We start from the raw sequence: 21889 nt of genomic DNA, 5'->3' as shown, positions 1-21889 counted from the left end.
GTAAACAGCGGTGCTACTCCGCGGCTGGCTCTGGTTTGTTCCACTTACTATTCCCACAACCTTATGCTTAAACTTCTCTGCTTCCTGCCGGCGCTTGGGCTGGCGGCAACGGCCGCGCTGGGCCAGCCTACGGCCCCCTCAGTGCCCGCGACTGATACCTACTTCGGGGTGAAGGTGACGGACCCCTACCGCAACCTCGAAAACCTCACCGACCCCGCCGTGCAAACCTGGATGAAAACCCAGGCCGCCTACGCCCGCCAGACGCTGGATGCCATTCCGGGCCGGCAGGGGTTGATTGATAAGATGAAGGAGTTTGACGCCCGCAAAGCCTCCGTGGTAGGCCGCAATGTGTTCGTGGCTGATAACGACCGGTATTTCTACCTCAAAGCCCGCCCTCAGGACGAACAGCCCAAACTCTACTATCGCGACGGCTACCAGGGCTCCGAAAAGCTGCTCTTCGACCCCGAGGCTTTCGTGCCGGGCAAGGTGTACACCATCAACGAGTTTGCGCCCGCTTATGACGGCAACAAGGTGTCTTTCTCGCTTAGTGAAAAGGGCAGTGAGATAGGGCAGGAGCTCATTCTGGAGGTGAAGGCGCAGAAGCTTTATCCCGAGCGTTTGAACCGCTCCTGGGGCGGTATCCAGTGGCTGCCCGACAACCAGAGCTTCACCTACACGCCCCTGAACAGCACCGACGAGAAGGACCCTGCTGCCCGCCTCAACACCCAGGCCTATCTGCACCGCCTGGGCACGCCCCAAAGCCAAGACCAGCCTGTTTTTTCGGCCCGGCTCTACCCTAAACTGCAGATTAAGCCCGCCGAATATCCCTACGCCGGCATCGACAGGGACACGAAACTGGCCTACGGTCTGCTCTACACCGTGGACCGCTACCTCTACGTGTACTATGCGCCGGCCGTGGCCCTGACCAAGCCCAACATTCCCTGGCAGCCCCTTTTCAAGCCCGAGCAGGAAGTAACCAACTTCGTGACGGACGAGCAGTACATCTACTTCACGACCTCCAAGAATACGCCGCGCGAGAAAATCATGCGCATGCCCGCCGCCCGCCCCAACGTGGCTACGGCCGAGGTGCTGGTTCCCGAAAGCCCCAACGAGGCCATCAACGACAACGAGCTCAAGACCACCAAAGACGGGCTGTACTTTGTGCGCACCCGCAACGGCGTAGAGGCTAAACTTTACTTCGTGGCTAGGGGTAGCAAAACGGTGCAGGAAATCAAGCTGCCGCAGCCGGTGGGTACGCTTAGTCTGCAGAACAAAAACGCGCAGTCCCCGGACCTGTGGATCAATGCCGTGGGCTGGATAACCGACCGCACGCGCTACCGCTACTCGGCGGCTGCCCGGCAGTTCACCCCTGAGCCCTTGTCGTCGGAGGCACAGTACCCGGAGTTTGCCGACCTCACAGTGGAGGAAGTAATGGTGCCCTCGCACGATGGGGTGCAGGTACCCTTGTCGTTGATTTACCGGAAAGGAATGCCCCGCAACGGCTCGGCCCCGGCCCTGATGGTGGGCTATGGTGCCTACTCCAAGTCCACGGGCCCATTCTTTTACCCGCCCTACCTCCTCTGGACCCAGCAAGGCGGCGTGCTGGCCGTGCCCCACGTGCGGGGTGGGGGCGAGTTGGGCGAAGAGTGGCACAAAGCCGGCCATAAAACCACCAAGCCCAACACCTGGAAGGACCTCATTGCCTGCGCCGACTACCTGGTGAAGCAGCAGTACACCGGTCTGGGCAAAATTGCCATCAATGGGGGGAGTGCCGGCGGCATCCTCATTGGAAGGGCCATGACGGAGCGACCCGATTTGTTTGCCGCTGCTATTCCGGAAGTCGGCTGCCTGAACGCCGTGCGCATGGAAAACTCGCCCAACGGCCCCGCCAACGTGCCGGAGTTTGGCACCGTGCAGAAGGAAGACGAATGCAAGGCCCTTCTGGAAATGGATGCCTACCACCACCTCGTGCCTGGCACCAAGTACCCCGCTACCCTCGTAACGGCCGGCATGAACGACCCGCGCGTCATTGCCTGGCAGCCCGCGAAGTTTGCCGCCCGTCTGCAAGCCAGCACCAGCTCCGGCAAACCTGTCCTGCTCTTCACCGACTACGAAGCCGGCCACGGCATCGGTGACTCGAAGCAGAAGCAGTTTGAAACCATGGCTGATTTGCTGGCTTTCGGCCTCTGGCAAACCGGTCACTCCGGCTTCCAGCCCAATAAAATAGCCGTGAAGTAGCCGACAGGTAGCACCTCAAAACGGTCATGTCGAGCTTGCCGAGACATGACCGTTTTTTCGTGTTGTTGCTTCGTGCCGTTTTAGGCCGTTTGAACCGCTTGCTTATCACTGGAAAGCAAGGCTTGGCGGGAACAATTTTGCCCTGCAGCAACGTTTTCTGGCTGATGTGCGTACATTCGCACCCCGCTACTTGTGGCGGGCTCGTTCTTTTAAAATTGGGGCTGACCGGAATTGACAGCTTGTGCAGGTCGCGAGTAAGCGTGTCGGGAGTTGGATGAATCTCCCGTTAAAAAGTCGTCCAAACAACAACCGGCGAGTATAGCTACGCCATGGCTGCCTAATCTAGGTATTAGGTAATTGCCATCGTCCCGCATCCGTCTTCCTTTTCACGGGTGAGTTCGGGGCGTCGTAAGTATTAGGATAGTCTTGGGGGCGCTGCGACTCCAAGGCGAAACCACAGCAGATAAGGACAAACCAAGGGCCTGATGTGCGCCTGGAATGTCTCGAAAATTCAAGCATAGATACACACGTAGAAAGCTCGACGGCTTCCTTGTCTGGACCAGGGTTCGAATCCCTGCAGCTCCACTGAAAAGCCCTTCCTGGCAACAGGAAGGGCTTTTTTGTTTTTTGCTGCCAGTCTTATTCCCTCATTCGGGGCTACTTGGCGGCTGTGCCGGCCAACAGCGCGGCGCCCGGAGCCACTCAGCCCCGCACCGACGAATCACGGACCAGCAGATCCGGTGGGAGCACAATGCGGCGGGGCGCGAAGTTCTGGTCACGCTCCTCGCGCATTTCCAGAAACAGGCGCACTGCCGACTGCCCCATCTGCTCGCAGTGCTGGTCCACGGAGGTAAGCATGGGCTCGGTGAGGGAGGTGAAGGTTTCGTTGCTGAAGCCGGCCAGGGCTACATCCTGGGGTACGCGCAGCTTCTGGCGCTTCAACTCCTGCAGGGCCCCTACCACCGAAAAGTCGCTGGCCGAAAACACAGCATCCGGGGGGTGAGGCAGGGCCAGGAACTGCTGCATGCCCCGCACGCCATCTTCCACGGTCATGTCGCAGTGAAAAATCAGCTCTTCCTCTACGGGCAGGCCGTGTTCGTGCAGAGCGTCGAGGTAGCCCAGACGGCGGTTTTTGTAGATGTTCAGGTGCAGCGGCCCCCCAAAGTGTGCAATGCGGCGGCAGCCCTGGGCAATGAGGTGCTTGGTGGACTGGTAGCCCCCCTCCCGGTCGTCGAGCACCACGGCACTCACGTTCAGCCCATCCAGCACCCGGTCGAAGAACACCAGCGGAATGCCTTGCTTCTCTACCTTCTCGAAGTGCCGGAAGTCGCGGGTGGTGCGGGCCAATGACACCAGAATGCCTTCTACCTGGGCGCTGAGCAGGGTTTCGATGTTTTTACGCTCGTGCGCTACGTCCTCATTCGACTGGCAGATGAGCACGTTGAAGCCCGCCTTAGTGGCAACCGTTTCAATGCCTTTGACTACCAGCGTGAAAAAGTGCCCATCAATGTGGGGCACGATTACGCCCAGCAGGTTGCTGCGGCCTTTGCGCAAACCGGCCGCCAGGTGGTTGGGTTGGTAGTGCAACTCCTTGGCCAGCTTCCAGACCTTTTTCTTGGTGGCGTCGCTGATGCTCGGGTGGTTGCTTAGGGCCCGCGAAACCGTGGAAACCGATATGCCCAGCTGTTTTGCCAGATCTGAAATGGAAGCTTTTGCGCGGGCCAAGGGGGTAGGGCGGTTGAAATGAACAAGGAAAAACAGAGTAGTTTTTGCGCAACGAATTGCGCAAAAACTACTCAAACATAGCACATTCAGGTATTTCGTTGCCAGATTACAGCCACTGCCGGAAGCAGAACCGTAGCAAGAACCTCGATGGGTTGGGGGCGGTTAGCGGGGTAAGGGCTGGGGGGTGTAGGTTGGTCCCTGGCAGCGCGGCCCCTGCGGAGTCCAGAGCAGCTTATCAATGCAGAGCTGGCGCTCCGTCATCTGCGCGTTCCAGGCGTGGTACACCAGGTATTCGGTTTTGCCATCGGGCCCGAAAACGTGGGAGTGGTGTCCCGGGCCGCGGACGTGGCCCTCCACGGCATGCAGCACCCGGGCGCCGCCCTCGGCCCCGGCATCGGAGTAGGGGCCCATAATAGAGTCGGCCACGCAATAATCTACTCCGTAGCGGGAAGTCAGGAAGTTGGCGCCACTGTAAAAGCAATAGTATTTGTTGCCCTGCTTGCGCATAAACGGGCCCTCCAGAGTGTGCCACTCCGGAAAGGTCTGGCCCCCGTAGAGCGGCATGGTGCGGTTTTTCTCGAACACGGTCCAGTCGTGGCGGGCGCGCATTACGGTGCGGCTCTCCCCGGCCAGGCGGGTCATGTCCAGCAGGCGGTCCACTACCAGGCCCGTGCCGGGGCGGTAGCCATCCGCGGAGTCAATGAAGTCGCGGGCGTAGAACAGGTACCACTGCCCGTCGGTATCCTGAAAGGGGTGGGCATCGATGGTGAACTTGCTGTCGGGTACATCCAGTAAGGCTACTTGCTGGTAGGGGCCCTGAGGCGTTTTGCTGGTAGCCACATGCAGGCGGTGGCCCACCGTAGCGCCAATGGCTCCGCCGCCCATGGAGTAATACATATAGAAGGTGCCCTTATGATAAATGACTTCCGGAGCCCAGAAGTCGGCGCCCTCAGCCCCGGCAGGGGGCGTAAGGGCCCCGCCGGCCGGCTTCCAGTCCACAAGGTTCGTGGAAGTCAGCAGGGTGAAGATGCGGCCATCAGACGTGCGGCCGGTGCCCGTGGTGCCGAAGGCGTAGTAGCGGCCCTGGTGGCGTAGCACAAAGGGGTCGGGAAACTGGCCGGCATACACGGGGTTGGTGTAGGTGCGGGCGGCACGGGCAGTGGCTTGGTTTAGCAGGGCCAAAGAAGCCAGGCCGGCAGTAGCCTGCTGTAAAAAGTGACGGCGGCAGGGCATAAGCAAACGGTTGGGGTAGGCGGTAAGCGGAAGAGGTGAAAGGAAATGAAAGCAGGTAGCGAGGTGAAGCTGGCTTAACAGAGCTGGGATGATGGACGCCGCTTTGAAGGCTGGGCACGCTGAGGTAAGCTCATGGAAAAGCTACAACACAATTCAATATGCAGATAATTATGCAATCGTTTGCATATCTTGACGACTTAACACATTCCGCCTTCCATTCCCACCTTGCCTGCTTCTATGGAAAAACTGCTTTTCTTCTTGCTGCTGCTGGTTTCTACCGGCTCGTTTGCCCAAAAAACCAAGATCAAGACAAAAGGCCCCGCCGCCTTAGCCGTAGCGCAGGACCGGCGCTGGTCGGCTGAGAAAGCCAACGCGTGGTATAAGGAGCACCGCTGGATGACGGGAGCCAACTTTACGCCCAGCACGGCCATCAACCAGCTGGAAATGTGGCAGGCCGACACCTTCGACCCCACCACCATCGACCGGGAGCTAGGCTGGGCCGAAAGCATTGGGTTCAATACCATGCGCGTGTTCCTGCACTCTCTGGCCTGGCAGCAAGATCCGCAGGGCTTTAAGCAGCGCGTGAACACCTACCTGGGCCTGGCCGACAAGCACCATATCCAGACGATTCTGGTGTTTTTCGATGACTGCTGGAACAAAGAAGCCAAAATTGGGCTACAGCCTGCCCCCAAGCCCGGTATTCACAACTCGGGCTGGCTCCAGGACCCCGGCGAGCCCACCTCCCGCGACTCGGTGGCCTTCGTGAAGCTCAAGCCTTACGTGCAGGACGTGCTGCGTCACTTCGCTCACGATAAGCGCATCCTGCTCTGGGACCTATACAACGAGCCCGGCAACAGCGGCAAGCTCACGTCGTCGTTGCCGCTGGTGCGCAACGTGTTCAGCTGGGCCCGCGAGGTAAATCCCGAGCAGCCGCTAAGCATAGGCCTCTGGAACTGGGACTTCGAAGCCCTGAACCGCTACCAGGCCCTTCACTCCGACGTCATTACCTACCACTGCTACGACGAGGCACCGCTTCACCAGCGCATTATTGAGTTGCTCACGACCCACGGCCGTCCACTCATCTGCACCGAGTATATGGCCCGCCCCCGCAACTCACGCTTCGTGAATATTCTGCCCCTGCTCAAAAAGTACAATGTGGGCGCCATCAACTGGGGTCTCGTGGATGGCAAAACCAACACCAAGTACCAGTGGGACGTACCCATTGCCGACGGCGGCGAGCCAACCGAATGGTTTCACGAAGTGTTCCGCCGCGACGGTACGCCCTACCACCAGGATGAAGCCGACCTGATTAAAAAGCTGAACAGCAAGTAGGAGGTAGTTGGATAAGGGATTAATGGATGAGGGATTGATGGATGATGGATTAATGGATAAAGGACAAGGATGTAGGATAAAGCAGCTCTGCCTCCGCCACCACGTTGTCCTTTATCCATCAATCCTGAGGTGGTCTAGCTAAGCCGGACACAATTGGGACGTTGTTTGAAGATAGGTTTCGAAGTGGTTGGGCGAGAGGTAGCCGAGGGCGGAATGTCGTCGTTCGGCATTGTAATAGGCGATGTGGTGGCTGATTTCGAGCTTGGCTTCGGCCAGACCGGGGAAGCTGCCGCCGTCGAGCAGTTCGGCCTTGAAGCGGCTCCAAAACGATTCGGCGTGGGCGTTATCGTAGCAGTTGCCCCGCCGGCTCATGCTTTGCTGGGCGCCGTGTTTGGCGACCAGGCTTTTGAAGCGGGTGGCTGTGTACTGGCTGCCCTGGTCCGAGTGCACGATAAGCCCGGCCGGGGGGCGGCGCACCACCAGGGCCCGGCGCAGGGCTTCGCTGACCAGGTCTTCGGGCATGGTGTCGCGCACGTCCCAGCCGACGATTTTGCGCGAGCAGCGGTCGAGCCACACGGCCAGGTAGAGCCAGCCCCCGCCCTGGCGGGGCAAATACGTGATGTCGCCCACCCAGACCCGATTCGGGGCCGTGGGGGCTGGCTGGCCGAGCAAGCGGTTGGGTGCGGCCCGCACGGCCGGGTCCGAGTCGGTGGTGCGCGGCACGAACGAGCGCGGCTGCTGGGCCCGCAGGCCGTGGGCGTGGAGCACGCGGCGGATGCGCCAGCGGCCGACGGCATGGCCCTGGGCCTGCACTTCGGCGCGCAGCCGACGCGTGCCGTAGCGCTGGCTGTGGTAGGCAAACGCTTCACGCACGGCCACTTGCCAGGCCGGCTCGACCACTGGCTGCTGCCGGCGGCGCTGCCAGGCGTAATAGGCGGCCGGGGCCACGTGCAGCACCTGGCAGAGCTGGCGCACGGGCACGTGGGCGGCACGCTGGGCGATGTGCTCGTAGGTGCTCACCGGGTCGGCTGGCCGAAGATGACCAAGGCTTTTTTTAAAATGTCGAGCTCCTGCTCCGCCCGCTTCAGCCGGGCGCGCAGGGCGCGGACCTCCGGGTCACGGGCCACTTCCTCACTGCCCACTTCGGCCACGAGCTGCGCCTGCTGCCAGCGGTAGAGCAGTTTGGGACTGATGCCCAGCTGCCGCGCCGCCGCCTGCGTGCTGCGGCTTTCGCTGGCCAGACGCAGCGCCTCGGCCTTAAACGCCTCGTCGTATTTACGCCGTTTGTCGGGCGACGCCCCGCTGGGTTTTGCTGCCATAACAGAAGAAAGATACGTCCTTCTTCTGTCCACCTTGCTTAGACCACCTCAATCCCTTATCCGTTAATCCATTAATCCATCAATCCCTCATCCATCAATCCCTTACCCCTTATAATGCACTTCCGAAAGCTCCCTCAGGCGTTGGGCGGCGTATTCCGGGGTGATGTCGCGCTGGGGGTTAGCCAGCAGCTCGTAGCCCACCATGAACTTGCGCACCGTGGCTGAGCGGAGCAGAGGGGGGTAGAAGTGCATGTGCAGGTGCCACTCCGGGTACTCCTGCCCATCGGTGGGGCGCTGGTGCAGGCCGGCGGAGTAGGGGAAGGAAGTCTGGAACAGGTTGTCGTAACGGATAGTGAGGCGGCGGATAGCATCGGCGAAGGCGTCGCGCTCCTCACTGCTGAGCTGGGTTACATCCTGTACGGCGCGGCGCGGCACCACCAGCGTCTCGAAGGGCCAGGCTGCCCAGAAGGGGACCAGCACCACAAAGTGCTCGTTTTCCAGCACTACCCGTTGCTGCTCTTTCAACTCAATTTCGAGGTAGTCGGTGAGCAGGGTGCGGCCGTGCTGCTGGTAGTAAGCCTGCTGCTGCACGGTTTCCTTGGCCGGGTCGCCGGGCACGGTGCGCTGGGCCCAGATCTGACCGTGGGGGTGGGGATTGGAGCAGCCCATTACCTGACCCTTGTTCTCGAAAATCTGCACGTAGTTGATATCGGGCCGGCTACCAAGGGCCTCAAACTCCGCGGCCCATACATCCACTACCCCCCTGATGGCGGCAACGTCCATTTCGGGCAAGGTCAGGTCGTGGCGGGGCGAAAAGCAGATAACCCGGCCCACGCCCGATTCAGCCTCGGCCCGCAGCAACCCGCCTACCTCCACCGAGCCGGTAGGAGCATCGGGCGTGAGGGCGGCAAAGTCGTTATCAAACACAAAGGTGCCTTCGTAGGCGGGATTCACGGCGCCGTTGGCGCGGGTGTTGCCGGGGCAGAGGTAGCAGGTAGGGTCGTAGGCGGGGCGCTGGCTCCGGTCGGGGGCTTCCTGCTGGCCCTGCCAGGGGCGCAGCGCCCGGTGCGGCGACACGAGCAGCCACTCGCCGGTAAGCGGGTTGAAACGACGGTGAGGTTGCTGGGCAAGGTCGAAGGATGCCATGCGAGAAGGTAAGAAGTGAGAAACCAGGAAGCCGAAATGGGGTAGGGGTCCCGCCCCAGGCGGGACCCCTACCCCCTCTAACGGTTTTTAGCCAAAGCAGGTCAGAAACTATTAGGGCGGGTACTTCAAATGACCGGCCCTAACGGCGGCTGACCTGCCAGTCAGGTGAGGGCCACCGTTGGAAGCTCCGAAACGCCGGCCACGATGGTGGTCTGGTAGGTTTCCAGCGGAATGCCCGTTGCCTGCTGGTACAGCTGTTGCATGCGGCGCGTAAACTCTTCCACGTGGTCCACTTCCACCAGGTTAATGGTGCAGCCCCCGAAGCCACCGCCCATCATGCGGGCTCCGTACACGCCCGGCAAGGGGCGGGCCAGCTCTACCAGCGTGTCCAGCTCGGGGCAGCTTACCTCGTAATCGTCGCGCAGGCCGGCGTGGGAGGCATACATTTGCTGCCCGAAGGCCGGCAGATTGCCCGCGGCCAGTTCTTGGCAGGCGGCTTCTACGCGCAGGTTTTCTTCTACCACGTAGCGGCAGCGGCGTAGTACCACCGCATCAAGCTCGGCCGCGTGCTGCTGCAGTTGGGCCAGGGTTACGTCGCGTAGGCTCCCGATCTGGGGGTAGTGCTGGCGCAGCACGGCCACGCCCTGCTCGCACTCCTGGCGGCGGGTGTTGTACTCGGAGCTGGCCAGGGAGTGTTTCACGCCGGAGTTGCAGAGCACAATGTGGCAGCGGCTCGTGTCGAAGGGAAAGTACTCGTACTCCAAAGAGCGGCAATCCAGGCGCACTACCTGACCTTGGCGGCCGAAGAGGCTGGCAAACTGGTCCATGAGGCCGCACTGTACCAGGGCAAACTCGTGCTCGGCTTTCTGGGCCATGTGGGCCAGGGTCATGCGGTCGAGCTGCGTGCCCAGCAGGTGGTCTAGGGCAAAAGCCAATCCGCATTCCACCGCCGCCGACGACGACAGGCCCGCTCCCATGGGTACATTGCCCCCAAACACGCAGTCGAAGCCCGGTACTGTTATGCCCCGCTTCTGAAATTGCGCCACTACCCCCAACAGGTAGTTGGCCCATAGGGTATTGCCGCGCTGTACCTGGGCTGCCGCCGTGGTGTACAGCTCCTGCTTATCAAAGGAGTACAGCCGGATGGTGTCGGTCTGGTTCAGGCCCACGGCAAAGCAGATTTCTTTGTCGATGGCGGCCGGCAGCACGAAGCCTTCGTTATAGTCGGTGTGCTCCCCAATCAGGTTGACGCGACCCGGTGCGCGTACCAGCAGGGGGGAGTAGTGGAATTGGTGCTGAAAAGCAGCCAGAATAGAAGCAGAGAGCATACGCAAAAAGCAAAGGGAAACGAGGAGGGCAAGCGCCCCGGGGGGCTAAAGATGAAGAATTAGTGTAATCAGTGCAAACGTTTGCAGGTTCTTGTAATAAATTTCCTTGGTAACTGAATATTGTATGCAAAGGAGAGTGATCTGCGCTGTACTATCGTTTGGTAGGCTATTTATATAAATAATCAGATATAATTTTGTTCTTAATGGCCATATGATATAGCTCAAGCATCGGTAAATTCTTGACTATTCCTGAAATAGTGCTTATAGTTGCGAACATTCGCCTTGTTGAGCGAATATGGCTTTGTTTACCCTTGGCCCGGATGAGAGTGCCCTTCGGGTGGTTCTTATTCCTTTTAACCTCCTCTGTTCCCTGACTTTCCCTGCTTGCAAGCGCTTGATTTTGCTTTAGTGATGCAAACGATTGCAAGGAGCCTTTCTTTAATTCCCACATCCACATTCCCATGAACCATTCCTACCTCAGATTGCGACGGCCTGCTGTGCCGGCGCTGCTCTGCTTTCTACCCCTGGTGCCGCTGGCAGCCACGGAAGCCGCAGCCGCCGAAATGGCCTCGCCGGAATACGTCCGGGTGCCGGCACCCGCGCAAAGCATCAGCGGCCGGGTCGTTGATGAAAAAGGCCAGGGCCTGCCCGGCGTGACGGTGCTGGAAAAAGGCACCTCCAACGGGGTAACAACCGACTCCGATGGCCGCTACACCCTGACCGTAGCCGACAACGCCACCCTCACGTTCTCCTTTGTGGGCTACCTCACGCAGGAGGTGGCAGTGAGCGGGCGCACTACCGTTGATATCAATCTGGCGCCCGACTCCAAGGCCCTGAACGAGGTAGTGGTGGTGGGCTACCTCACGCAGGAGCGCCAGAACGTAACCGGCTCGGTAGCCAGCGTGGGCGCCCAGGAGGTACGCCGCGCGCCGGTGGCCTCGGTAGGCGAAGCCATTCAGGGCCGCCTGGCCGGGGTGCAGGTAGCCAACTCTGGGGCTCCGGGACAAGCGCCGGTGGTCAACATCCGGGGCCTGGGTACGCTGGGTGGGGCGGCCAGCTCGCCGCTCTATATTGTGGATGGCCTCTGGATTGAGCCCACCAGCAGCGCCCAGCGCGACATCAACCCGGCCGATATCGAGTCGGTGCAGGTGCTGAAGGACGCGTCGGCGCTGGCTCCTTACGGGGTATCAGGCGCCAACGGCGTGATTATTATTACCACCAAGAAAGGCAAGCAGGGCATACCCTCCATCACCTTCAATGCCAACGGGGGCGTGCAGAATCTGGTAAACCGTCTGGACCTAGCCGGTGCCTCGCAGTGGGCCGCCATCAACCGGCAAGCCTACCAGAACGCCGGTCTCGCGCCGCTGCCCTTCGCCGCTAACCCGCCCGCCGGCATTGACACCGACTGGCAGGATGAGTTTTTCAAGCAGGGCTCGGTGCAGGACTATAACCTGGGCTTCTCGGGCGGCGGACCCAACTCGAACTTCAACGTATCGGGCGGGTATTTCAAGCAGAACGGTACGGTGCAGGGCCCTAAGTTTGAGCGCTACAGCGTGCGGGTAAACACAGGCTTCAACCGGGGCCGCCTGCGCGTGGGCCAGAACCTGCAGCTGGTGCGCGCCAACCAAACCCGCCTCAACGGCCTGCCCTTTATTGACGTGGTGCGCATGCTGCCCGTTATTCCGGTGTACGACCCCACCGTGCCGGGCGGCTTCGGAATTGGTACCGACAACGCCATTACCTTCGGCACCAACCCCATTGCCCTCCAGAAGCTGCTGAACGACACCGGCACCTCGAACCGGTTGCTGGGCAACGTTTTCGCCGAAGTGCAGCTGTTTGACTGGCTGCGCTACCGCCTGAACCTGGGCCTGGAATACCACGGCTTCCGCGACCAGCAGAAGCGGCAGTTCGGCATCTGGCGCCGCAATGATGCCACTACCCCCTCGTACTATGGCGAAAGCCAGGGCAACGAGCTGTTTGGGCAGGCCGAAAACACCCTGACCCTGGACAAGAGCTTTGGCCAGCACAACCTGACGGCCGTGGCGGGCTACAGCCGGCAGCGGCGCAGCTTCGAGTTTACGCGGGGCGTGAACTTCGGCTACGGCACCGGCCCTACCTACTACTGGGCCCTGGATGCCGGCACCCAAACGCCTCAGACCATCGGCTCCTCCTACGTGCAGGCCCTGCAGTCTTACTTCGGGCAGGTTACTTACGATTACAACGAGCGGTACCTGCTGACGGGGGCCTACCGTCGCGACGGGTCGTCGCGCTTTGCCGACGGGCGCAAGTGGGGCGACTTCTGGGCCGGTTCGGTGGGCTGGCGCATTTCGCGGGAGAAGTTCTTTGAGGGCATCAGCGGCATCAGCGACCTGAAGCTGCGGGCCTCTTACGGTAGCCTGGGCAACCAGTACCTGACGGGTGCTTACGGCGGTTCCTACCTCTACCAGGGCTTCATCAACACCAACGCCAACTACGTGCTGGGCGGCACCATTCAGAACGGGGCCATTCAGACCACCCTGGCCAGCAACATCCGCTGGGAGCAGCGCCGCACCCAGAACTACGGCTTCGATCTGGGCGTGCTTGACAACCGCCTGACTTTCTCGGCCGACTACTACATTTCTCAGACCGTAGATGCCCTGATTCAGGCCAACCTGCCGGCCACGGCCGCCAACGCCGGGTCTTTGCCCTATCAGAACCTGGGCAAGCTGGAAAACCGCGGCTTTGAGTTTCAGCTGGGCTACACCGAGAACAGCAAGCCCTTCCGCTACGGCGCCACGGCCAACCTGACCACCATCCGCAACAAGGTGCTGGACCTGAACAGCGGGGCTATTGAAGGCACAGCTCCCAACTTCCTGGTAAGCGGCCCGAACAGCATTACCCGCACCGAGGTGGGCTACGAAATCGGCTCGTTCTACCTCTACCAGTTCGATGGTATTTACCAGGCGGGCGACCAGAACATTCCGGCGGGCCTGCAGGCCGGCGACGTGCGCTACAAGGACACCAACTCCGATGGCCTCATCGACGACAAGGACCGGGTGCACGTGGGGCGCATCTTCCCCAAAATCCAGTACGGCCTGAACCTGACGGCCGGCTACGGCGGCTTCGATCTGACGGCCTTCTTCCAGGGCGTGCAGGGCAATGACGTGTTCAACACTACCCGCTACTGGCTCGATCGTACCGACGACAATGGCAGCTACCGCGCCGATTTTAGCCCCTGGACCCCCGAGAACCCCTCCAACTCTACCCCCCGGGCGGTTATTGCCGGGGGCGGGGGCCTCTCGGCCGGCAACAACGCCCGGTTTAACTCCACACGCTGGCTCGAAGACGGCTCTTACCTGCGCCTGAAAAACCTGCAGGTGGGCTACACCTTCCCCAAAACCATGCTGGAGCGGGCCAAGTACATCAGCAACCTGCGCGTGTACGCTACCGGCCAGAACGTGTTTACCGTGACCAAGTACACCGGCTACGACCCCGAAACGGTGGGTAGCGGCACACTGGCCCGTGGCGTCGATGAGGGCTCGTACCCTAACCTGCGCTCCTTCACGCTGGGCATTCAGGCCGGTTTCTAGGCCCTTCTTCCTTCCCCCGACTTTAAATCAGTGCTGATATGAAATCCTCCTTTCTGACCCGGACGGGCCTGGCCGGCATGCTGCTCCTGAGCATGGCCGCCTGCGAGAAAGACCCCCTGAACCAGGTAAACCCCAACCTGCCCACTACCGAATCGTTCTTCCAGACCAGCGACGACGCCGTGAAAGCCTCCACGGCCTGCTATGCCGGGCTACAAGGCCTGGGCATGTACCGCCGCTGGCTGAACTTTGCCTTTGATCTGCGCGACGACATCGGTTTCAGCCAGAGCCCCTGGGGCGAGCTGCGCGACTTCACCCGCTTCGTGCAGACCAACTACGACTTTGAGGTATCTAACAACATCTGGCGTGACCATTACCGCACCATTTTCCGCTGCAACCAGGTAATTGACAAAGTGCCCGGCATTCAGGGCATGGATGCCACCTTGCAGCGGCGCATTGTGGCCGAGGCCCGCTTCCTGCGCGCCCTGTCTTACTTTAATCTGGTGTCGCTTTACGGCAACGTGCCCCTGGCGCTGCAGTACACCACTGATCTGGCCCAGAGCACGCCCCAGGGCACCGAGGCCACGGTGTGGGCCCAGGTAATCAGCGACCTGCAGGCTGCCCAGGCCGATCTGCCCGCTTCTTACTCCGGCAACGACTTGGGTCGGGCCACCAAGGGCGCCGCTGTAACCCTGCTGGGCAAGGCCTACATGCAAAACAAGCGCTGGGCCGATGCCCAGACCCAGTTTGCCCAGGTCATCAGCTCGGGTACCTACCGGCTTAGCGCCGCCTACACCGACAACTTCCGCCACACCACTGAAAACAACGCCGAGTCGATTTTCGAGGTGCAGTTTTCCGATGAGAAGAAAGGCGGCAACGATTCCGGGGGTGGCCCCGATGCTACCTCCTCGCAGGGTGGCCAACGCTCCCAGTTCTGGGGTGTGCCGGGCTATGGCTTTAACGATGGGGAGGTGCGGCCCTGGCTGGTGAACGAGTTCCTGAAGGAGCCGACCACCACCGGGCAGCGTGACCCGCGCCTGGCTGCTACCGTGTTTTACAACCGCCGCGACCAGGGCCAGTTCCCGACGGCCCTGCCCTCCGACGCCGACACCCTGGCTTATGGCGTAGGCTTCCTGACCCGCTACGGCAAGGACGCCCGCAACCGGGCCCGCGTGTATTGGCGCAAGTACCAGACCGACTACTACCGCACCTTCGAGGATTTCGACTCTCCGATTAACCAGCGGGTGATGCGCTACGCCGATGTGCTGCTGCTGCAGGCCGAAGCCCTGAACGAGCAAAACCAGACTGCTGCTGCCATTCAGCTGATCAACCAGGTACGCCAGCGTGCCGGCCTGGCGCCCCTGGTGGCCAGCAACTTCACCCAGGCCAGCCTGCGTACCCAGCTCATGCACGAGCGCGCCACGGAGCTGGCCGGCGAGGGCGTGCGCTGGTTTGACCTGCAGCGCTGGGGCCTGCTCGATACTCCAGCGGGCGTAAATGAGCTCAAGGCCCGCGACGAGGACTTCACCAACTTCGTGGTGGGTAAGTCGCGCCTGCTGCCCTTGCCCCAGGCCGATGTGGACCTGCTCCGGCTGGCTCAGAACCCGGGCTACTAGCCCCGGGCAGCGCCTGCCAACATGCGCAACAGCCGCTGTGCCAGCCAGGCGCAGCGGCTGTTTGCATAAAGTGAGGGGGTAGGGAACGGGCCCTGCCCGGCGGCGGACCCCGCGTTTTGCCTTACTTGCTCATTCTCCTTTCCACCCAAGCTATGCTCTTACTTCGTTCTTCCTTCTGGGCTTCCCTGCTGCTGGCGGGCACCCTGGCCTGCTCCAAGTCGTCGGCGCCGCCCACCGTGAGCCCGCCGCCTCCCACGGTTCCTACCGCTACCAGCTTCACCAACCCCCTGCTGACGGTGGGGCCCGACCCGTGGGTAATCCGGCGCGGCGACACGTACTACTACATGCACACCACCGGGGGCAACCTCGTTATTCGCAAAACCGCGAAGATGTCGGAGCTGGGCTCGGCGGTAAGCACCGTGGTATGGTCGCCCCAGCAGGTGGGCTCAAACCAGCGCGAAATCTGGGCGCCGGAACTGCATTTCCTCGATGGCAAGTGGTACATCTACTACTCAGCCAACCCCCAGTGCTGCGGCGGACACCGCATTTTCGTGCTGGAAAACAGCAGCCCCGACCCCACTACCGGTACCTGGGTGGACAAGGGCCGCATTGCCGTGCCCGGCCAAGATTTGTGGGCCATTGATGGCACCGTGCTGGAGCAGAACGGCAAGCGCTACCTGCTGTGGTCGGGCCATGAGGTAGCCGAAAGCGAGGTGCAGCGCCTGTATATCTCGGAAATGAGCAACCCTTGGACCCTGGTAGGGCCACGGGTAGAGCTTTCGCACCCCGAGTACGCCTGGGAGCGGAACGGCAACCCGCCCGTAAACGAAGGCCCCCAGATTCTGAAGCACGCCGATAAAACCTTTGTGGTGTACTCGGCCAGCCACTGCAGCACCGACGACTACGCCCTGGGCTTGCTCACGGCTTCTAACACCGCCGACCCCATGCAACTCAGCTCCTGGAAGAAATCGGCTACCCCCGTATTCGTGAAAAACCCGGCTGGCCAGGCCTACGGACCGGGCCACAACAGCTTCTTCCAGTCGAAGGACGGTACCGAGGACTGGATTATTTACCACGCCAACCCCCAGCCCGGCCAGGGCTGCGGCGACAACCGGAGCCCGCGCATGCAGAAGTTTACCTGGAAAGCCGACGGCACTCCTGACTTCGGGACGCCGGTAGCCGTGGGCACGGCTCTGCCCCGGCCGGCCGGCGAGTAGCCGCACCCCGCGCACGTTCAAACCCGCATCCTGACCTATCATGATCCTACCTTCCAAATCCCACTTGGTTGCCACCCTGGCCCTGGGCTTGCTCGGGGCCTGCCAGAGCGCCAACACCAGCGTCAGCACTCCCACGTCCACCACCGCCGAAACGGTAGCCGAGGCCGAACTGCCGGCTCTTCCCATTGTGAACCCCGTGCTGGCCGGCGACTTTCCGGACCCGTCCATCACCAAAGTCGGCGACACGTACTGGGCTACGGCTACCTCCTCCAACTGGGGGCCGGCGTTTCCGCTGCTCAAATCCACTAACCTTACCGACTGGGAGCTGGTAGGCCACGTTTTTCCGAATGAGTTGCCTGACTGGGCCGACTACTACTTCTGGGCCCCGGAAATCAGCGAGGAAAACGGCAAGATTTACGTGTATTACACGGCCCACAAGAAGGGTGGTAACCTGGCCGTGGGCGTGGCCGTGGCCGACAACCCCGCCGGCCCGTACCGCGACCTGGGCCCGCTGGTAGCTCAGAAGGATGGCTCGATTGACGGCTTCCCGATGCGTGACGAGAAGGACGAGCTGTACCTGATCTGGAAGGAAGACGGCAACAGCGTTGGGCAGCCTACCCCCATCTGGGCCCAGCGCCTCAACGAGGAGCACACCGCCCTGATCGGGGAGAAAAAAGAGCTGTTCCGCAACACAGTGCCCTGGGAGGGCAACCTGGTGGAGGGCGTGAGCATGGTGAAGCGCAACGACTACTACTACGCCTTTTATGCCGGTAACGGCTGCTGCGGCCACAACTGCACCTATGGCATTGGCATAGCGCGCTCCAAAAGCCTGCTGGGGCCCTGGGAGAAATACGAGAAGAACCCCATCCTAACCAAAAACGAGAAGTGGGCCTGCCCCGGCCACGGCACCGTGTTCAACCGCGGCAACCGCTGGTACATGCTGCACCACGCCTACGACACCCGCAGCTTCGAGTTTGTGGGCCGGCAGGGGGTAGTAAGCGAGTTTACCTGGAATGCCGAGGGCTGGCCGGAGTTCCGCAGCGGCGGCACCGTGCCCGATAAAGGCACGCCCCCGGCCGTGGCCCGCAGTTTCACCGATGAGTTCGACCAGGCTACCCTGCAGCCCTCCTGGCAGTGGCCTGTGCAGGAGCGGCCCACCGTGGCCGTGCAAGGCGGCCAGCTGCGCCTGACGGCCCGCCCCGAACACAGCGGCGCCGTGCTCGGCCAGCACACCACCACCGCTGACTACACCGCTACTACTACCCTGCTCAACCCCGCCAAGCTCCCGGCCGGCACCCTGGCCGGCATTGCCGCCCACGGCGACCCGGAAAACACCCTGGCCCTCACGGTGGGGGGCGGCAAGCTGCAGCTCTGGCAGCTGGAGAAAGGCAAGCAAAAGACTCTCGGCGAAGCCAGACTGCCCAACGCCACTACGGCCCTGACCTTGCGGATGCAGGCCCAGAACGGCAACCTGTTCCGCTTCGGCTGGAGCACCGACGGGGGCAAAACCTGGCAGAGCCTACCCGGCCAGAGCGCGCCCATCAATGGCACCTACCTGCCGCCCTGGGACCGGGGCGTGCGGGCCGGCGTGCTGGTCAAGGGGCCCGCTACGGCTACCGTATCGTTTGAAAACTTCAGCCTGCAAAGCCAGGTAATTACGGCTCAGTCTGGTGGTAATGCCCCGGATGGTAAGCAGTAGTTAATTGTATCTGTCGGGTCCCGTCAGGCTCGACCTGACGATCCTGCAGTACCTTTTACCCGCTATTCGGCTTAGGCCAGGCAGCTGCGCTTTCTCTTTTCAACTCTCGAATTTTCCTGACCCACATGCGCAACCTCTCCCGGAACGGGGCGTTACTCGGCCTGCTGGCGCTGGCCGCCTGCAACCCTTCCACCTCCTCTTCCTCCGAGCAGACTGCCGGCTCCGGCTCCACGGCTGCATCTGCTGATTCTACGCAACCAACCGCTATGCCTACCTCTTCCTCGTTCGGCAAAACTCCTGATGGCGCCGAAGCCCAGCTCTACACGCTCACGAATGCCCACGGCCTGAAGGCCACCATTACCACCTACGGCGGCACGCTCACCAGCCTGCTCACCCCCGATAAAAACGGCCAGCTCGGCGACGTGGTGCTGGGCTTCGACAACGTGGAAGGCTACACCAGCCCCGCCTACCTGGAGGCCGGTCCGTATTTCGGGGCCCTCATTGGACGCTACGGCAACCGCATCAAGGGCGGCAAGTTTACCCTTGGGGGGCAGCAGTACACCCTGGCCCAGAACAACGGCCCCAACCACCTGCACGGCGGTAAGCGCGGCTTCGATAAAGTGATATGGCAGGCTGAGCCCGGCACTTCGGCCGATGGGCAAACCCTCACGCTTACCTACACCAGCAAAGACGGCGAGGAAGGCTACCCCGGCAACCTGACGGTGAAGGTGGTGTACACCCTTACCAACGACGACGCCCTGCGCCTCGACTACACCGCCACCACCGACAAGGCTACCCCCCTCAACCTCACCAACCACAGCTACTTCAACCTCAACCACGGCCAGGCCAAAAACGCCCTCGACCATGTGCTGACCCTGAAGGCCGACCGGTTCACGGTGGTGGATACTACCCTGATTCCGACCGGCGAGCTGCGTTCGGTAGAAGGCACTCCCATGGATTTCCGCCAGCCCCACGCCATTGGCGAGCGAATCAAGCAGGTGCCCGGCGCCGCGCCCGGTGGCTACGACCACAACTGGGTGCTGGCCGACCGGCAGCGCACCCAGCCCGAGTTGGCAGCCACCGTGTACGAGCCGGTTTCGGGCCGTACCATGGAAATGCTGACGGACCAGCCCGGCGTGCAGTTCTACTCCGGTAACTTCCTCAAGGGCACGCTCACGGGCAAGGGCAACACGGCCTACCCCCAGCACTACGGTTTCTGCTTGGAAACCCAGCATTTCCCCGATTCGCCTAACCAGCCCAAGTTCCCGAGCACTATTCTGGAGCCCGGCCAGACGTTCCGCTCCATCACGGAGTACCGTTTCGGGGTGCGCAAATAGTTTCTGGCTTCAATCAGCAGCTCTGATACATCAGGGCCGAACAGTCCGTGGGCTTTGCCTGCGGACTGTTTGTTTTTTGCTATATATGATTGATAAATAGATGTTTGCCTGAAAATAAGATTATGGTATTATCAGCTGGGCACTAGGGCACCTGCGTATAGAGGTAGGTTCGCGCCATTCGGGCGTTTGAGCTTACTTCTGCCTGACATATGAAAACGAAATTTTTTCTGGCGGCTGCTCTCCTGATGGGCACTGCCACCCTGGCTTCGGCCCAGATTACGCCTACCTCACCCCAGCGCGCGGGAGCCGTCAACCAGTCCACGGTGCCGCCCATCAATCCGGCTAACCCCACCACCAACCCGGGCACCCTGGATCAGCGCACTTCCACTACGGCCAGCCCTACCCAGCAGGGCGTAATCGGCACCATCGACCAGTCGCCCCAGCCTCCGCGCCCCATGACTACGGAGCAGGAGCTGCGCCAGCCGGCCCGGCCTACGCGCGTAGCCCCGCGCGCCCGACGCCAAACCACGGCACCGCGCGGCACCTTGCAGCAGCAGTCCACTACCCCCATTACCCCCACCGATTCGCGGCCGTAACAACACGGGTAAGTACTTCCAAAGAAAAAGGCTCTCTAACCAGGTTAGAGAGCCTTTTACTTTGGAGGTTGCGGGGCTACGCTTCCTGCTCCAGCTGTCCGCCCATGCGCAGCAAGGTGTCGGAAAGGCTAGTAAGGTTGCTGCGCACAGCATCGGGGGCGGTGCGGGCTACCTCGGCGGTTTGGGAGCCCAGCATGCTCAGGGAACGGCCAATGGAGGGGCCGTCGAGGCCGGCGGTTTTTTCGCTGCTGAGCAAGGACTGCAGGTTGCCGATTTCGCGGGCAATGTTCTGCAATGTAGGGTCGCCGCTTTGCAGGAAGTGCTGCTGCCAGGTTTCGGTGGTATCCATGGCGGCGCTGATGGGCAGGCCGGTTACGCCGTTGCTCAACGACTGCACGGTGCTGTTCAGCAGGTCAGAAAATTCAGACATGGGTTGGGGAAGAAAAGAGGGGTAGGAAAGTTAAGCGGTTAGCGCTACGATGCGGCCCAGGTCGCGGAGCATAAGGCAGGCCCGGCCGGCACTGGCCTCCTTGTCTTTGATTTCGAGCATGATGTCCACGTCCAGGTCGCCGAGCTCCTGCAGAAAGCCCTGGAACAGCTCTTCTACCAGCGAGGCCGTATGCTTGCCGCGCCGCTCGCCGGGCGCCTGCGAGCTGTAGTCCATCATCATTATCCCGTCGCGGGTGGGGTGCCAGGTAGCGGCAGCCATGCGTAGGGCCTCCGACATGGGCTCCCCGTTGTTGAGGCACTCGTGGTGGAAGTTGTCGAACAGAATGGGAATCCCTACCGCGTTGTGCACCCGCAGGCAGTCCTGCAGGCTAAACAGCCGGTCGTCGTTCTCGATGACGAGGCGGGCCCGCACGGCTTCGGGCAGGGTATGGTAGGTAGCAATAAAGCGGGAAATGGCCAGCTCCCGGTCGTTGTAGAGGCCGCCCACATGAATCTGCAGCTTGTGCGTGCTGTCCAGGCCCATCAGATCCAGCATGGAGCCCTGGTACACCAGTTCCTGAATGCTGCGCTCCACAATGCCCGCGTCGGGGGAGTTGAGCACCACAAACTGGTCGGGGTGGAAGGACACGCGCATGCCGTTGGCCTTGATGTAGTCGCCCACGCTGCGGAATTCCTCGGCGAAGCGCGTCTGCCAAGGAAAGGTATTGACGGGGTGGGAGCCAAAGGGTACAATGCCCGAGCCTATGCGGAAAAACAGCAGGTGCTGAGACACATTCCACACCAGAATGCGCTGCAGGCAGGCCAGATTATTCGCTACGGCCAACTCTACCCGCTCATCGGAGTAGGAAGCCAGCCGGAAAGTGCTGGTAGAAGTGCAGTCTAACGACTCGTTGACGCAAGGATAGCCTATTCTCATAGACCTGCTTACGTAGGAAATGGCGAAATGGTGGGGTGGTGAAGTAGTGAATGAGTGCATTGTGATGGCGAGGGCCCCGAAGCCATCCGTCCTGACCAACGCCCTACCCCTAAGATGTGGCAAGCCCTTACCTCCGTGCTGGAAGTAAGGGCTTGTCTGTTCATCAGGCTT

At 61.4% G+C, this 21889-nt stretch carries 16 protein-coding genes and 1 other RNA gene; 9 read left to right on the top strand and 8 right to left on the bottom strand.

All coding sequences use genetic code 11. From position 1 onward, the window contains the following. Positions 1-63: 63 nt before the first annotated feature. Positions 64-2238: a prolyl oligopeptidase family serine peptidase gene (locus FGZ14_RS12105; RefSeq protein ID WP_139924515.1), complete on the top strand. Its 2175-nt coding sequence runs from the start codon at positions 64-66 to the stop codon at positions 2236-2238. A gap of 217 nt (positions 2239-2455) precedes the next feature. Then, positions 2456-2826: a transfer-messenger RNA gene (ssrA, locus tag FGZ14_RS12100) on the top strand. 114 nt (positions 2827-2940) lie between these two features. On the opposite strand, the gene FGZ14_RS12095 is transcribed toward ssrA, so the two are convergent. Then, positions 2941-3963 (bottom strand): LacI family DNA-binding transcriptional regulator, encoded by a 1023-nt coding sequence (locus FGZ14_RS12095; RefSeq protein WP_139924514.1) that lies wholly within the window; start codon positions 3961-3963, stop codon positions 2941-2943. A gap of 162 nt (positions 3964-4125) precedes the next feature. Further along, positions 4126-5196 carry a glycoside hydrolase family 43 protein gene (locus tag FGZ14_RS12090; protein WP_139924513.1) on the bottom strand — a complete coding sequence of 357 codons (1071 nt, stop codon included), beginning with the start codon at positions 5194-5196 and terminating at the stop codon, positions 4126-4128. A 237-nt stretch (positions 5197-5433) separates the two neighbouring features. Between FGZ14_RS12090 and FGZ14_RS12085 the strand changes: the two genes are divergently transcribed. After that, the gene (locus tag FGZ14_RS12085) at positions 5434-6528 is read left to right on the top strand and encodes a 1,4-beta-xylanase (protein WP_139924512.1); all 1095 of its coding nucleotides are present in this window, start codon (positions 5434-5436) and stop codon (positions 6526-6528) included. A 138-nt stretch (positions 6529-6666) separates the two neighbouring features. Here FGZ14_RS12085 and FGZ14_RS12080 read toward each other — a convergent pair whose 3' ends face one another. The 4 genes from FGZ14_RS12080 to galK form a co-directional block, all read right to left on the bottom strand. Next, positions 6667-7548: an IS3 family transposase gene (locus FGZ14_RS12080; protein WP_139924511.1), complete on the bottom strand. Its 882-nt coding sequence runs from the start codon at positions 7546-7548 to the stop codon at positions 6667-6669. Further along, the gene (locus tag FGZ14_RS12075; RefSeq protein ID WP_139924510.1) at positions 7545-7847 is read right to left on the bottom strand and encodes a transposase; all 303 of its coding nucleotides are present in this window, start codon (positions 7845-7847) and stop codon (positions 7545-7547) included. Before FGZ14_RS12075 ends, FGZ14_RS12080 begins: the two co-directional genes overlap by 4 nt. A 102-nt stretch (positions 7848-7949) precedes the next feature. Continuing rightward, positions 7950-8993 (bottom strand): UDP-glucose--hexose-1-phosphate uridylyltransferase, encoded by a 1044-nt coding sequence (locus FGZ14_RS12070; RefSeq protein WP_139924509.1) that lies wholly within the window; start codon positions 8991-8993, stop codon positions 7950-7952. Positions 8994-9154: 161 nt separating this feature from the next. Further along, the gene (gene galK / locus FGZ14_RS12065; protein ID WP_139924508.1) at positions 9155-10321 is read right to left on the bottom strand and encodes a galactokinase; all 1167 of its coding nucleotides are present in this window, start codon (positions 10319-10321) and stop codon (positions 9155-9157) included. Between the two features lie 461 nt (positions 10322-10782). Here galK and FGZ14_RS12060 point away from each other — a divergent pair, with 461 nt between their 5' ends. From FGZ14_RS12060 to FGZ14_RS12035, 6 genes are all read left to right on the top strand, one after another. Further along, entirely contained in the window at positions 10783-13890 is a 3108-nt protein-coding gene (locus FGZ14_RS12060) for a TonB-dependent receptor (RefSeq protein WP_139924507.1), read from the top strand. Positions 13891-13928: 38 nt separating this feature from the next. After that, complete coding sequence (locus tag FGZ14_RS12055; RefSeq protein WP_139924506.1) at positions 13929-15503, top strand: RagB/SusD family nutrient uptake outer membrane protein; 1575 nt, start codon at positions 13929-13931, stop codon at positions 15501-15503. Positions 15504-15655: 152 nt separating this feature from the next. Further along, the gene (locus FGZ14_RS12050) at positions 15656-16720 is read left to right on the top strand and encodes a family 43 glycosylhydrolase (protein WP_139924505.1); all 1065 of its coding nucleotides are present in this window, start codon (positions 15656-15658) and stop codon (positions 16718-16720) included. Positions 16721-16760: 40 nt separating this feature from the next. Beyond that, on the top strand, positions 16761-18419 hold the full coding sequence (locus FGZ14_RS12045) for a family 43 glycosylhydrolase (protein WP_257883217.1): 1659 nt from the start codon (positions 16761-16763) through the stop codon (positions 18417-18419). Between the two features lie 125 nt (positions 18420-18544). After that, complete coding sequence (locus tag FGZ14_RS12040) at positions 18545-19756, top strand: aldose epimerase family protein (RefSeq protein WP_139924504.1); 1212 nt, start codon at positions 18545-18547, stop codon at positions 19754-19756. A gap of 209 nt (positions 19757-19965) precedes the next feature. Next, complete coding sequence (locus tag FGZ14_RS12035) at positions 19966-20352, top strand: hypothetical protein (RefSeq protein ID WP_139924503.1); 387 nt, start codon at positions 19966-19968, stop codon at positions 20350-20352. Between the two features lie 76 nt (positions 20353-20428). Here the strand turns inward: FGZ14_RS12035 and FGZ14_RS12030 are convergent, their stop codons facing one another. Both FGZ14_RS12030 and uvsE read right to left on the bottom strand, forming a co-directional pair. Then, entirely contained in the window at positions 20429-20782 is a 354-nt protein-coding gene (locus FGZ14_RS12030) for a hypothetical protein (protein ID WP_139924502.1), read from the bottom strand. Positions 20783-20812: 30 nt separating this feature from the next. Further along, positions 20813-21718 (bottom strand): UV DNA damage repair endonuclease UvsE, encoded by a 906-nt coding sequence (gene uvsE / locus FGZ14_RS12025; RefSeq protein WP_139924501.1) that lies wholly within the window; start codon positions 21716-21718, stop codon positions 20813-20815. Positions 21719-21889 lie beyond the last annotated feature (171 nt).

Source organism: Hymenobacter sp. DG01, from assembly GCF_006352025.1.
Lineage (GTDB): Bacteria > Bacteroidota > Bacteroidia > Cytophagales > Hymenobacteraceae > Hymenobacter.
This window is presented reverse-complemented; position numbering and strand designations above follow the sequence as displayed.